12 protein-coding genes are annotated in these 12,911 nt (G+C 68.0%); 9 read left to right on the forward strand and 3 right to left on the reverse strand.

Translation table 11 applies throughout. The features are described from left to right. Positions 1 to 125 precede the first annotated feature (125 nt). The 7 genes from OM977_RS13695 to OM977_RS13725 all read left to right on the forward strand — a co-directional run bounded on the left by OM977_RS13695 (position 126) and on the right by OM977_RS13725 (position 6,457). Positions 126 to 1,361: a polysaccharide biosynthesis protein gene (locus tag OM977_RS13695; RefSeq protein WP_264354476.1), complete on the forward strand. Its 1,236-nt coding sequence runs from the start codon at positions 126 to 128 to the stop codon at positions 1,359 to 1,361. After that, positions 1,348 to 2,274, forward strand: coding sequence for a glycosyltransferase (locus OM977_RS13700; RefSeq protein ID WP_264354477.1), 927 nt, complete (start codon positions 1,348 to 1,350; stop codon positions 2,272 to 2,274). The genes OM977_RS13695 and OM977_RS13700 overlap by 14 nt, the downstream gene beginning before the upstream one ends. 78 nt (positions 2,275 to 2,352) lie before the next feature. Beyond that, positions 2,353 to 3,102 carry a glycosyltransferase family 2 protein gene (locus tag OM977_RS13705; RefSeq protein WP_264354478.1) on the forward strand — a complete coding sequence of 250 codons (750 nt, stop codon included), beginning with the start codon at positions 2,353 to 2,355 and terminating at the stop codon, positions 3,100 to 3,102. A 2-nt stretch (positions 3,103 to 3,104) separates the two neighbouring features. After that, on the forward strand, positions 3,105 to 3,539 hold the full coding sequence (locus OM977_RS13710; RefSeq protein ID WP_264354479.1) for a DUF2304 domain-containing protein: 435 nt from the start codon (positions 3,105 to 3,107) through the stop codon (positions 3,537 to 3,539). Next, on the forward strand, positions 3,540 to 4,427 hold the full coding sequence (locus OM977_RS13715) for a glycosyltransferase family 2 protein (RefSeq protein ID WP_264354480.1): 888 nt from the start codon (positions 3,540 to 3,542) through the stop codon (positions 4,425 to 4,427). It begins immediately after the preceding gene. A 24-nt stretch (positions 4,428 to 4,451) separates the two neighbouring features. Continuing rightward, positions 4,452 to 5,546: an NAD-dependent epimerase/dehydratase family protein gene (locus tag OM977_RS13720; RefSeq protein WP_264354481.1), complete on the forward strand. Its 1,095-nt coding sequence runs from the start codon at positions 4,452 to 4,454 to the stop codon at positions 5,544 to 5,546. A 17-nt stretch (positions 5,547 to 5,563) separates the two neighbouring features. After that, positions 5,564 to 6,457 carry a glycosyltransferase gene (locus tag OM977_RS13725; protein ID WP_264354482.1) on the forward strand — a complete coding sequence of 298 codons (894 nt, stop codon included), beginning with the start codon at positions 5,564 to 5,566 and terminating at the stop codon, positions 6,455 to 6,457. Here the strand turns inward: OM977_RS13725 and OM977_RS13730 are convergent. Beyond that, entirely contained in the window at positions 6,454 to 7,533 is a 1,080-nt protein-coding gene (locus OM977_RS13730; protein WP_264354483.1) for an acyltransferase family protein, read from the reverse strand. The two genes, OM977_RS13725 and OM977_RS13730, sit on opposite strands and share 4 nt — an antisense overlap. A 108-nt stretch (positions 7,534 to 7,641) precedes the next feature. On the opposite strand from OM977_RS13730, the gene rfbA reads away from it, so the two are divergent. Then, positions 7,642 to 8,511, forward strand: a complete 870-nt coding sequence (rfbA, locus tag OM977_RS13735; RefSeq protein WP_264354484.1) for a glucose-1-phosphate thymidylyltransferase RfbA — start codon at positions 7,642 to 7,644, stop codon at positions 8,509 to 8,511. A gap of 60 nt (positions 8,512 to 8,571) precedes the next feature. Then, entirely contained in the window at positions 8,572 to 10,593 is a 2,022-nt protein-coding gene (locus OM977_RS13740) for a DUF6541 family protein (protein WP_264354485.1), read from the forward strand. A 19-nt stretch (positions 10,594 to 10,612) separates the two neighbouring features. Here OM977_RS13740 and OM977_RS13745 read toward each other — a convergent pair whose 3' ends face one another. Both OM977_RS13745 and OM977_RS13750 read right to left on the reverse strand, forming a co-directional pair. Then, positions 10,613 to 11,275 carry a hypothetical protein gene (locus tag OM977_RS13745; protein WP_264354486.1) on the reverse strand — a complete coding sequence of 221 codons (663 nt, stop codon included), beginning with the start codon at positions 11,273 to 11,275 and terminating at the stop codon, positions 10,613 to 10,615. Beyond that, the gene (locus OM977_RS13750; protein WP_264354487.1) at positions 11,259 to 12,902 is read right to left on the reverse strand and encodes a L,D-transpeptidase family protein; all 1,644 of its coding nucleotides are present in this window, start codon (positions 12,900 to 12,902) and stop codon (positions 11,259 to 11,261) included. The genes OM977_RS13745 and OM977_RS13750 overlap by 17 nt, the downstream gene beginning before the upstream one ends. Positions 12,903 to 12,911 lie beyond the last annotated feature (9 nt).

Raw genomic sequence — 12,911 nt, forward strand, 5'->3', positions numbered from 1 at the left:
CGGGTGCGCTCCGCCGGGGCGACGGCGGATCAGGTCATCTGCACCATCCTAGGCGACCCCCGTCAGGGCCCGGGAATCCCGTAGGATCGGGGGACGATGTTACTGAACCAAGGATTCCAGCACGCATGAAAACCGTACTGCTTCGACTTTCCGGGTTCACGGTTTTGCCCCTGCTGTCCTTGATAACGCCCCTCCTGCTCCTCCCCGTGGTCGCAAACGTCGTCGGCGGGGCAGGGATCTCCAGCGTGATCTCGGGACAGGCAATCGGCACCTTTGCCGCCACGGTCCTGATGTGGGGTTGGAACGTTGACGGGCCCGTTGCCGTAGCCCGGGCAGCCGGCGCCGCCGAGCGGGCCGCCGTCTATCTGCGCAGCGTCCGGACCCGCCTGGTCCTGCTTGCCGTCACCCTTCCGGCCGCCGCCGCGGTGGCGGCGCTGGTTGCCGTCCCCGGGTTCCGGTGGCAGGCCGTCGCGATGGCCTGGGCGGTCGCCATCGCCGGGATGTCTCCCGCCTGGTTCTGCATCGGCCTGGGGCAGCCGAAGCTGCTGGCTCTCTACGACACCATGCCGCGGTTCATCGCCACCGCCCTCGCGGTCCCGCTGCTGTTGCTCAGCAACCACCTCTGGTACTACACGGGCCTGATGGCGGCCACCGGCGTCGCGTCCCTGATGATGTTCCACCGGGCCTTCTCCCCTGGCGGGAGCTGGGTGCCCCGGGACCTCCGCGGAACCCTCCGGGAGCTTGCGGCCCAGGGCCGGACCGCCGGCATCAGCCTGGCGGGCAACGCCTACGCGTCCACCCCCACGCCGATCGCCACGGCCACCACCGCGCCGGCGGCCTCCGGCAGCCTGGCGACGGCCGACACGCTCTACCGCTTCGGGCTGTTCACCGTCGTGGCACTCGGCAACGCTTTCCAGGGCTGGACGATCGAACGGGGCGTGACCGGGCGCCGTCGCCGCCACCTCGCCGCGATCTGGGCCCACGCCGGCCTCGGCGTCCTTGGCGCCGCGATCCTGACGGCGGCCGGACCGTTCGTCAGCGGCCTCCTGTTCGCGGGCAAGGCCCAGGCAACCACCGAGCTGTGTTTCTACTACGGGCTCGCCTTCCTCTTCCTCAGCGCCAGCACCCCGTTCATCCGCAACCTGCTGATCCCGGCAGGCCAGCAGAACCTGGTGCTGCGCTGGACCCTCATCTCCGCCGCCTTCGGCGTCGCCGTCATGATCTGGGCGGGCGCCAGCGGCAACGCCCCCGGCATCGCCCTGGGCATGGCCCTGAGCGAGGCTATTCTCTTTTTGACCCTGCTGATCCCGGGGACGAAGCTACTCGAAAAAGAAAGCAAGGAATCCGTTGACGCTGAATGACCCCACCCGGACAGTCGTGGCCGTGGTCGCCGCCTACCGGCCGGACCCGTCCCTGACGGGCACCGTCAGGTCCCTCCTCGAGCAGGTCTCCCACGTCGTCGTCGTCGACGACGGGTCCCCCGCCGGTTCGGACCAGGTGCTGGCAGCATTGGCCGACGCCGGCGCAACGGTCGTCCGGCAGCCGGAGAACACCGGCATCGCCGCCGCCCTGAACGCCGGCGTCGCGGCCGCGACCTCCCGGTGGAATCCCGATTTCTTCCTCACCCTGGACCAGGACTCCCAGCCCACGGACGAGTACGTCCGTCGGGGCCTGGCGGCCTTCGACCGGGCCATGTCGGGCGGGGTCGCGGTCGGATTCGTCACGGCGGCCTCCTACAGCGGCCATCCCATCCCGGTGCTGCAGGGGCACGGCGAATTTGTCCACGCCTTCGATCCGATGCAGTCCGGCTTCCTGATTCCGCGCACTACAGTGGAAAAGGTCGGGCCGTTCGAAGAGGACCTGTTCATCGACGGCGTCGACTCGGAATTCACCATGCGCACGCGCACCGCGGGCCTCGCGGTCCTCGTCGGCCCGGGCTGTGACATTGCCCACGACCTGGGCCAGCGCCGGCCCGGACGGCTCTTTGGGCGGCCGGTGAAGATCCTGGGGCGCGACATGTCCTACAACTACCACTCGCCCAGCCGGGTCTACTACATCGCCCGGAACGGCACGTTGCTGACCCGGCGCTATCTTTTGAAGGACCCCCGCTGGGTGCTGCGGCGCCTCCTCGAGGAATGCAAGGCGCACCTGCTGCGGTTCGCGTTCAGCCCCGGACGGGCAAGCCTCCTGAAGGCCGCCGCCGCCGGATTCAGGGACGCCTTCCGCGGCACCACCGGACGCATCCCTGCGGATCTGGAGCGGCGCCTGCGTTGACCACCGCGGTGGACGGCGCGACCCGGGACGGCGGCTGCCACCGGGGCACCCTTAGGCAATTGATATAGTTTGGACAATATGGAACCCCTACCCTCACCGCGCGTTCTGGTCATCATGCCTGCCTGGAATGAAGGCGACGTCGTCGGCAGCACGGTGCGAGAGGTCCTCGACACGAACGCCCGCTACGACGTGCTGGTCGTCAACGACGGTTCCACGGACTCGACGGCGGAGCAGGCCGCGGCCGCCGGCGCAACCGTCCTGAACCTGCCCTTCAACCTCGGCGTCGGAGGTGCGATGCGGGCCGGCTTCAAGTACGCCCGCCGCCTTGGCTACGTCCAGGTGATCCAGGTCGACTCTGACGGCCAGCACGATCCCCGCAACATTGACGAGGTACTGGCAGGCCTGCAGCACGCGGACATCTCCATCGGTGCCCGCTTCGCCGACCGCGGTGCCTACAAGGTCACCGGACCCCGCAAGTGGGCCATGCAGCTGCTCGCCAAGGTCATCTCCTCCCTTGCCAAGACCCGGCTGACCGATGTCACCAGCGGGTTCCGGGCCGCCAACGAGCGGGCCGTCGTCCAGTACCTGGACCACTATCCGGCCGAATACCTCGGAGACACCATCGACTCGCTCGTCGTCGCGATCCGCTCCGGCTGCACCGTCACCCAGGTGCCGGTGGAAATGCGCGCCCGCCAGGGCGGCAAGCCGAGCCATAACCCGCTCAAGGCCGCGATCTACCTTGGAAGGTCCGTGTTCGCGCTGCTCTTTGCCCTGACCCGAAAACCCACCCAGCTTGCCGTCCCTGCCACCCAGCACACAGGAGCCTAGGGATGGGAAATTTCGCAGCCTTCCTGCTGGCGCTCGTCATCGTGGCCCTGGTCATCGAGATGCTCCGGCGCAAAAAGCTTCGGGAGAAGTACGCCGTGCTGTGGCTCGTTGTCGGCGTGGCCACGCTGGTCCTTGCCGCCTTTCCGCGGCTGCTGAACATCGTCGCCGAATACGTGGGCGTGCAGGTCCCCTCCAACCTGCTCTTCGCCATGAGCATCCTGATGCTGCTCGGTGTCTGCCTGCACCTGTCCTGGGAGATCTCGGTCGTCGAGGACGAAACCCGGACCCTCGCGGAGGAAGTGGCGATTCTCCGGACCCAGCTCGAAGCCCTGGAGCACCGGGCCAGCCTTTCCGCCCTGAGCGCGGACGGCAAGGAACCCCGTTCCGGTTGCCCCGCACCGACCACCGACCGTCCCACTGAAAGCTCGGATTCCTAGATGCCCCTCGATATTTTCATCCCCTACTGGGGCGACCCCGGCTACATGAAGGAAACCGTCGAAAGTGTCCTGGCCCAGGAGAACGGGGACTGGCTGCTGACCGTCGTCGACGACGCCTACCCCGGCCTTGAAATTTCCGAGTACATGGCCGGAATCCAGGACGAACGCGTCACGTACATCCGCAAGGACGTCAACGCCGGCATCACGGCGAACTACCGCACGTGCGTGTCCATGGCCAGCCAGGAAGTCCTGGTGATCCTCGGCTGCGACGACGTCCTCCTGCCGAACTACGTCGACACGATCCTGGCCGCGCACAAGCGGTTCCCGGACGCTGCCATCATCCAGCCCGGCGTGCAGGTCATCGACGAGAAGAGCCAGGTTGTCGCCACCCTGGTCGACTCCGTCAAGCAAAAGGTCATCCGGCCCCGCGGTGGCGGCCATCAGCTCATCTCGGGCGAGGCGATCGCGACGAACCTCATGCACGGGGACTGGCTGTACTGGCCTTCGCTGGCATTCCGCACCGACAAGATCCGCGAAGTCGATTTCCGCGACGGTTTCCCCATCATCCAGGACCTCGCGCTCATCATGGACATGATCTACAAGGGTGACCAGCTGCTGATTGAACCGACGGTCTGCTTCCGGTACCGCCGGCACTCCAACAGTGCCTCCTCGTCAAAGCTGATCGACGGTTCACGGTTCGACGGCGAACGCGAGTACTTCGCCGTCGCGGCCGCCCAGGCCGAGGACCTCGGCTGGCACCGGGCGGCCCGCTCCGCGCGGCTGAGGCTCACCTCCCGCGCCCACGCCGCCTCCCTGCTGCCCCAGGCCATCCTGGCCCGCAATTCCACAGCCGTCGGCGCGCTCGTGCGCCACACCTTCGGCAAGTAACCTCCCCGCTACGAAAGGTCCGCCGTGACTTCTCCCGTAACCTCTGCCCGCCCCGGCGGGACCGTCCTGGTCACCGGCGGCGCCGGCTTCATCGGCTGCGCCATTTCCGCGTCGCTGGCTGACGCCTTCGACCGCGTCGTGGTGGTGGACAGCCTGCACCCGCAGATCCACGCCACCGGCGAACGGCCTGCCGAACTCGACGCCCGGGCCGAGCTCATCGTGGCCGACGTGGCCGAAGCCGCGACCTGGGACAACGTCCTTGCGGACGTCACCCCCGACGTCGTCATCCACCTGGCTGCCGAGACCGGAACGGGCCAGTCACTGGAGGAATCGACGCGGCACACGCACGTCAACGTCGTCGGCACGTCCCAGCTGCTCGATGGCCTCAACCGCCACGGCAAGCTGCCGCGCCGGATCGTGCTCTCCTCCAGCCGCGCCGTGTACGGCGAGGGCGCGTGGAGCGACTCCAGCGGCAAGCCGTTCTACCCGGGCCAGCGCACCAGTGCCACCCTGGACCAGTCGCAGTGGGACTTCCCGGGCGCCACCCCCCTGGCCATGAAAGCCTCGGAGACCTTCCCGGCCCCGGTCAGCGTCTACGGTGCCACCAAGCTCGCCCAGGAACACGTCCTGCAGGCGTGGGCGAAGTCCTACGGCGTCGAGACCGTCATCCTGCGGCTGCAAAACGTCTACGGTCCCGGCCAGTCCCTGATCAACCCGTACACCGGCATCATGAGCCTGTTCTGCCGGATGGCCATGGGCGGCAAGTCCATTCCGCTGTATGAGGACGGCGAGGTCCGCCGCGACTTCATCCTGATCGACGACGTCGCCTCCGCGATCGTCGCCGGCGCAGTCTCCCCCACTGTCCAGGGCGAGCCGATGGACATCGGCTCCGGTGAGTACCAGACCATCGGCACGGCCGCGCAGCTGATCGCGGCGCACTACAACGCACCGGAGCCCCACGTCACCGGACAGTACCGCCAGGGCGACGTCCGCCACGCCTGGGCCGACATCACGGCAGCCAAGGACGTCCTCGGCTGGACTCCGCAATACAACCTGGCCCAGGGCATCGACCGCCTCGCCAACTGGATCGACGCCCAGCCAGACGTCAAGCCTGCCTGACGGGAACGGATACCAGCATGCCTTCCACTGCCGCCGTCGTTTCCCTTTTCAACCCCACCGACGGTGTGCTGGCGAACACCGCGGCGCTGCTGGCCCAGGTCGACTCGGTCATCGTCGTCGACGACGGCAGCCCGCAGGATCCGGCCCGGATCCTGGCCGAGCTGGCGGAGCAGGGCTGCATCGTTGAGCGGCTCCCCGAGAATTCCGGCATCGCCGCGGCGCTGAACGCGGGCATCGAGAAGGCCCTCACGGCCGGACCGAAGCCCGACTACGTCCTGACCATGGACCAGGATTCCCTGCTGGACCCCGGGTATGTGGACGCGCTGCTCTCCGCCGCAACGGCCGCGCAGCATGCCGGAGTGCCCGTGGGCATGATCGCCCCGGCTTCCGTGCGGGGGCTCCCGGTCCGCCGCGGGCCGGTCCTGGACGGCATCCAACTCGGCGGGGAGCCCATCCAGTCCGGACTGCTCATCCCCGTCCCGGTGCTCGAGCGGCTCGGCCTGTTCCAAAGCACCCTGTTCATCGACGGGGTTGACAGCGAGTTCTACCTCCGCTGCGAGGACCAGGGCCTGCGGACCGTCCTCGCCGCCGATGCCTCCCTGAACCATGCACTGGGCAGTCAGTCCGCGGCCAGCATGTTCGGCAAGGAACTGTCGCTCGGTCACAAGACGCTGAGCATCCGCACCGCCGCGGACTGGCGGTATTACTACCTGTTCCGGAACCGGCTGCTGCTTGCGCGGCAGTACGCCCGGCGGTTTCCGCTGTGGACCGCGAAAGGACTGCTGGCCGACTACCGGCATCTGGCCATCGTCACGCTCCTGGCCCCCGGCCGGCGTGTCCGCCTGGCCAACGCGTTGCAGGGCATCGCCGACGGCGTCCGCGGCATCTCCGGACCCCGACCGAAGCGCTAGCTCTTCCTGGCCCGCCGCATGACCGGCCGCTCAACGAACAACCAGCTGGCAGCAGCCAGCGGTATGGTGCACAGGGTCGCGGCCAGGGTGAACCACCAGACGCCCCAGTGATAGGCACCGAAAACGGCCAGCAGCTGCTGGACCGGAAACGCGTAGATGTAGGCGCCATAAGAGATGTCATGGCGGGCCACGATGGCGGGCTGGGGCAGCCAGGTGGAGATCCACAGCAGGCCGTACGCGATGAATGGGGCGGCCAGCTGTCCGCCGAAGCCGTCCACGAAGAAAATGGACAGCGCGGCAATGGCGAGCGAAACCGGTCCGGCGATCTTGTGGATGCCGATCCGGTGGCTGAGGACCTGCACCACGGCGCCGCCCAGGAAGAACGGGACGAGCCGGGCCGCGAGCTCAAAGTCAAGGTTCGACTGCAGGTAGGGCTTGATCAGGCCCACATTGGCCCACACAAGAACGCTGACGGCAAAGGCGGCGATCACCGGCCACGGGGTTTTCTTCACGATCGGCAGGAAGCCCATCAGCCCCACCAGCAGGTAGCACAGGAACTCGAAATAGAGGGTCCAGAGCGAACCGTTCCAGGCTCCGGGGTAGGGCACGCCGGCGGGGGTTCCGGCGATGTCGTAGCTGACAATCCGCAGCGACAGGTTCGCGAAGACCGAGTTCAGCGGCGTCGTCGGCGTCTGCAGGAAGCCGCTCAGCGAACCGTGCTGGATGAGGTAGGCCACCGGGGCGAACACGAAGGCCATGACCAGCAGGCACACGATGAAGGCCGGGAAGATCCGGGCGACACGATGGACAAGGTACGGACCGATCCTGTTTCCGAAGCGGCTGGCCGTGATGAGGTAGCCGCTGATGCCGAAGAATCCGGCCACCGCCCAGCCGCCGAGGTTCTCCCCGCGGAAGCCCCAGCCCGCCCCGTCTCCGACGATATGCCAGCTGTGGGCGAGCAGGACCGAGAACGCCAGGACAAGCCTGATCAGGTTCAGGCTGTTCCGCCGAGGGTCCAGCCGGCTCCCGATGTCCGGGGTCGGAAGTGCTTTTGGTGTCAGTACAGCTGCGCTCAAGCCCGGGCTTCCTTCATCAGTTGGTCCAGTCGACAATTCTACCCTCTGGCCCTCTGCCGCCCTGCCCCTGGTTTGCTGTCGGGGCCTGGGTACGGGAGGATTGGGCGCATGCGTGGAATAATCTTGGCCGGCGGGACTGGATCCCGGCTTCACCCCATCACCCATGGGATCAGCAAGCAGCTCGTACCCGTTTACGACAAGCCCATGATCTATTACCCCTTGTCAACCCTGATCCTGGCCGGGATCCGGGACATCCTCATCATCACCACACCCCATGACGCGGAGCAGTTCAAGCGGCTCCTGGGTGATGGTTCCCAGTTCGGCGTCAACCTCACCTACATCCAGCAGCCTTCACCTGACGGCCTGGCCCAGGCATTCATCCTGGGGGCCGAGCACATCGGCAACGAGACGGTGGCGCTGGTCCTCGGGGACAACATCTTCTATGGCCAGGGCATGGGCACGCAGCTGCGCCGGCACGCCAACATCGACGGCGGCGCCGTCTTCGGCTACTGGGTCCGGGATCCCAAGGCGTACGGTGTGGTCGAGTTCGACGACGACGGCAAGGCCCTCTCGCTCGAAGAGAAGCCGGAGAAGCCGCGCAGCCATTACGCCGTGCCCGGCCTGTACTTCTACGACAACGACGTCATTGACATCGCCAAGAACCTCAAGCCGTCTCCGCGCGGCGAACTCGAAATCACGGACGTCAACCGCACGTACCTGGAACGGGGCAAGCTGCACGTCGAGATCCTCCCCCGCGGCACCGCGTGGCTGGACACAGGCACCTTTGACGACCTGAGCGACGCCTCCAACTTCATCCGCACCGTGGAAAACCGCCAGGGCCTGAAGATCGGGGCCCCCGAGGAAATCTCCTGGCGCCTGGGATTCCTGACCGACGATGAACTGCGCCAGCGCGCTGAACCCCTGGTCAAGAGCGGCTACGGGGCCTACCTGCTGGGGCTTCTCGACCAGACCATCTGACGTGCCCGCATTGAACGCGCCGCCGGTGCGGCGCGCGGTTCCTACCCTGCGGCCAAAATCTTGAGCTGGCTGCAGACCCTTCCCTTCGTGCTCGCGGCGGTCCTGTTCCTCCTGCTGCCCGGCGGGCTGGTCACTGCGTCCCTGGGCCTCCGGGGCCTGCCGGCCGCAGCCCTCGCCGCGCCCGTCACGGTGTCCATCGCGTCCGTGCTGGCCGTCCTGATGCCGTTTGCGGGCCTCCCCTGGTCCGCGGCCGCCGTCCTGGTCGGCGGTATCCTGCTGTCCGCCCTGTCCCTCGCGTTCCGGCGCGCCAAGGAGGGCACCAGCCTGCGCGGTTCCTTCGCGGACTTGCTGCCGCGGCCGGGAACACGGGCAGGGAATGGCCGGCCCCGGACGGCCGGCTGGGTTGCTGCTGCTTTCGCCGCGGGCGCCGGGCTGATCCTGATCGAGTTGGCCCTGGCCTTCGTGACGCCGGACAGCATCTCTCAGACGTTCGACAACGTGTTCCACCTCAACGGCGTGCGGTACATCCTCGACACCGGCAGCGCCTCCTCGTTGACGATGTCGAAAATGACCAGCGGGGATGCGGCACCCTATTTTTATCCCGCCGCCTGGCATGGCCTGGCCGCGGCCCTGATCCAACTGACCGGCCTTCCCATTGCGGTGGCCGTCAACGTCCTGAATATGGCGATCGCCGCCGTCGTATGGCCGCTGGGCTGCATGCTGTTGACCCGGACGGTGGCAGGTAACCGGCCCGTCGCCGTCGGCGCCGCCGGCATCCTCTCCGCGATGTTCGCGGCCTTCCCGATCCTGCTCCTGGATTTCGGCGTCCTGTACCCGAACTTCCTGGCCATCAGCATGCTGCCGGCCGCCCTGGCCAGCGTCGCGTTGCTGTTCCGGGTCGCACGCGAGCTGGAATGGCCGCCGCTGCCCCGCTTCGTGCTGCCGGTGCTGATCATCCCGGGACTTGCCCTGGCCCATCCCAACGGTTTCATGTCCCTCGTGATTCTCGCCGTGCCGATTGCCCTGCAGGCGTACGTCCAGACGTATCTGGGGCCCGGGAACCAGCGGCGCGGGCACCGGACGCAGTGGATTCTCGCGACGTCCGGCCTGGCCGCCGGGGCCGCGGCCCTGTATGTGCTGTGGTCGCTTGTCCGCCCTCCGGAGGATGCCGCCTTCTGGCCTCCGCCCCAGACACCGCGGGGGGCCGTGCTGGACCTTCTCACGAACGGCGCCGTTGACCGCCCGGCAGCGGCGGGCGTCAGCGTCCTGATGCTGCTGGGCCTGTTCCTGTGCTGGCGGCGCGGCGGCCGGACGTGGATGCTCGCCGGCTTTGTCATCACCGCGGTGCTTTACGTCATCGTCTCCGGCACCCTGAAGGGCGATGTCCGCAGCGCGCTGACCGGTGTCTGGTACAACGACAGCAACAGGATCGCCGCGCTTCTTCCGCTGACTGCGCTGCCGTTCGCCGCCGTCGCGGTCGATACCCTTGCCGTCTGGCTCCGGCGGACGGCGGACAGACTGGCAGGCTCACGGCGGGCCGGAACGGCGCGCCGGCCGGTCGGGAGCCGCGGCAGGATTGCCTTCGGGATTATTGGAGGCGTGCTCGTGGCGGTGTTTGTTGGAGCGCAGGTCCCCTCCATGAGGACAGCAATCGGCTCGGCCCAGAAGGCGTACCGGGTGACGGACCACTCCCTGCTTGTCACGGCGGCGGAACAGCGCGTCATCGACCGGCTGGATGAGATCGTTCCGGAGGATGCCGCCATCGCCGTCAACCCATGGACGGGAGGAGCGCTTGCCTACGCCCTCGCGCACCGGGAAACCACCGCAAAGCACATCCTCACCGCCAACACCGCCGACGTCGAGACGCTGAACCAGAAGCTGCGCGACGCCGACCACGATCCGGCCGTGTGCGCGGCCCTGGCCGCCACCGGTGTCCGGTACGTCCTCGACTTCGGCGCCAACGAAGTCCACTTCGGAAAACATCCGTTCCCCGGCCTCCAGAACCTCAACAACTCGCTCGCCGTGCGGCTCGTGCTCTCGGACGGCCCAGCCCGGCTGTATGAAGTGACCGCCTGCCGCTAGCAGGGGTCATGCCTGCGGGTCAGCCGAGCGGGGCCAGGGCGGCCAGTTTGTCCTTCGGATTATCAACTGCCGGGGCGTCCGCCGGCAGGGCCAGCGTGACCCGCACGACGGTCAGGCCGTCCAGCACCTCGAGGACGTACTCGGTGGTGTCCGTGAGCTTGTTGAGCGAATACCAGGCCTTGCTGCCCAAACCTTGAACGGGTTCGGCCGCCATCATCAGCCGCGGCAGTCCCAGCTGGTCGAGCACGGCCTGGTCCTTGGCTGTCGTGGTGGCCACGATCAGGGAATTCCCCGGGTCGGCGGCCTGCCCCGCCCCGACCGGTGACAGCGCGAAGGTGCAGTCGAGCTGGGCGAGTCCATCCTTCGACGACGCCGCCACTTCGGCCGGCTGCGCGCCCCGGCCGGTGTCTCCGAGCACGCGCTGGATTTCCGGTACTTCCGGGCGGGTGCAGTCGTTCCCGGCCGACGGCAGCACCGTGCGGCCGTCGTGCGTGAGCGGCTCCCCGCCGGGGGCGACACCGGACGTCCCGGTCGGCGTCGGGGCCGTCGTCGGGGCGGCCGCTGTTGTCTCCGGGGCCGGGCCCGGCGCGGCCGTGCAGGCGCCCAGGAAAAGGCTGCCGAGCAGCACCACCTGGCAGGTGCCGGCGGCGGCGCGGCGCCGGGAGCTAGTTGAAGATGTCATACGCGACTCCCATGACGAAGCGGTCTCCGGGGTTCGCGGTCCGCAGGTACTGCAGGAGGTCGCCGTCGTTGAGCGAGATGCAACCCCAGGTCGGGAGGTTGTTCCCGTGCAGGAAGATGGCGAACCCTGCATTCATCGTGATCGGCGCATCCGGCGGCCGGTTGTAGTTGATGACGACGCCCTGGCGGTAGTCGTGGGACGGCCGTGTGGCGAAGTACCACATGTTCTCGTCGGGGAAGACGTCGGCGCTGGACTCGAAATACTTATTATAGTTTCCGTTCAGTCGCCCGCCCCAGCGCGAGTAGGCATTGAGCTGGCGGTAGGCCAGCTTGGTCCCCGGGTTGCCGAGGCCGAAGGCTTCCGTGACGGTGAAGGATCCCGTGGGCGAGTATTTCTGCCAGGTCGGTCCGGTGGCGGCGCCGGGGCCGGCGAAGCCCGATTCCCCCGCGTGGCCCAGCGCTCCCCATTCCTTCGCGTAGGAGCCGTCGGCCTGGCGGACGCAGGTGATGAAGTTGATGCGGGTGGAACCGTATTCGTCGGCGATGGCGAAGGTGACCCGTGAGGCGTCGGCGGTGCGGTATTTGACGGCGCCGGTGGAGATGGCCGGGCAGTAGGCCGCGGTGTTGATCCGGTACCGGACCCCGGTTCCGGGAATCCACTGCAGGACACCGTACTGGAAGGACTGGCTGCAGTAGCCGCTCCCGTTACACGCCTCGGCCGTGGTGGGGTACCCCAGGGCCCCGTTTTGCGCCTTGCGTGCCGAGTAGAACTGTCCGACGCCGCCCCAGACGGCCTGGGTGCCGGCTCCGGCCGCGTAGTAGACGTTGCCGCGCTGGAAGGACTGGGAACAGCCGCCGCCGCGCAGTCCGCATTTCTCTGCGCCGGTCGGGTAGCCGAGGTAGCCGCGGCTCCCGCCGTGGGCCTCGTACTTTGCGTTGATGGCGCCCCAGACCGGGAAGGTTCCGGCGCCGGGCGCGAAGTAGACGGCTCCCCGCTGGAAGGTCTGGCGGCACGCCCCGCCCGGAAGCCCGCACTGCTCGGCGGCGGTGGGGTAGCCGAGATAGCTGCCCGGGCCGCCCAGGTTGTCGTAGGCTGCGCCGACGGCGCCCCAAATCTGCCAGGTACCGCCGGGGCCGTAATAGATCAGGCCGCGCTGGAAGTGCTGGATGCAGTGGCCCGCTGCGGGCTCCCCGCACTTCTCCGCTTCCTTGGGGTAGCCGAGGTAGCCCTTGATGCCGCCGAGGGATTCATAGGTGGCGTTCATACCGCCCCACACCGGGTAGGTTCCGGTGCCGGGGACGTTGTACAGGCTGCCGCGCTGGAACTTCTGGTGGCAGACCGAGCCCGCCGCGGTCCCGACGCAACCGGCAGCGGCGAGCGGGTAGCCCAGGTAGCTTTTCGAGCCGCCGTACTTCAGCCAGCCGGTCTCGATGGCGCCGGCGAGCAGGTGGGCTCCGGTGCCGGCGCTCCAGACGATCGTGCCGTTGGCGAAGGTCTGCAGGCAGCCTCCCCCGGTCAGCCCGCACTCCTGGCCGGCGGTTGCGGGCCCGACGGCGCCGGGGGCGCCTCCCAGGCGTTTGTATTCGGCTCCGATGGCGCCGGGCACGGCGAACCCGGCTTCAGCCACGGCAGAAGC

This window comes from Pseudarthrobacter sp. MM222, assembly GCF_947090775.1.
Classification (GTDB): domain Bacteria; phylum Actinomycetota; class Actinomycetes; order Actinomycetales; family Micrococcaceae; genus Arthrobacter.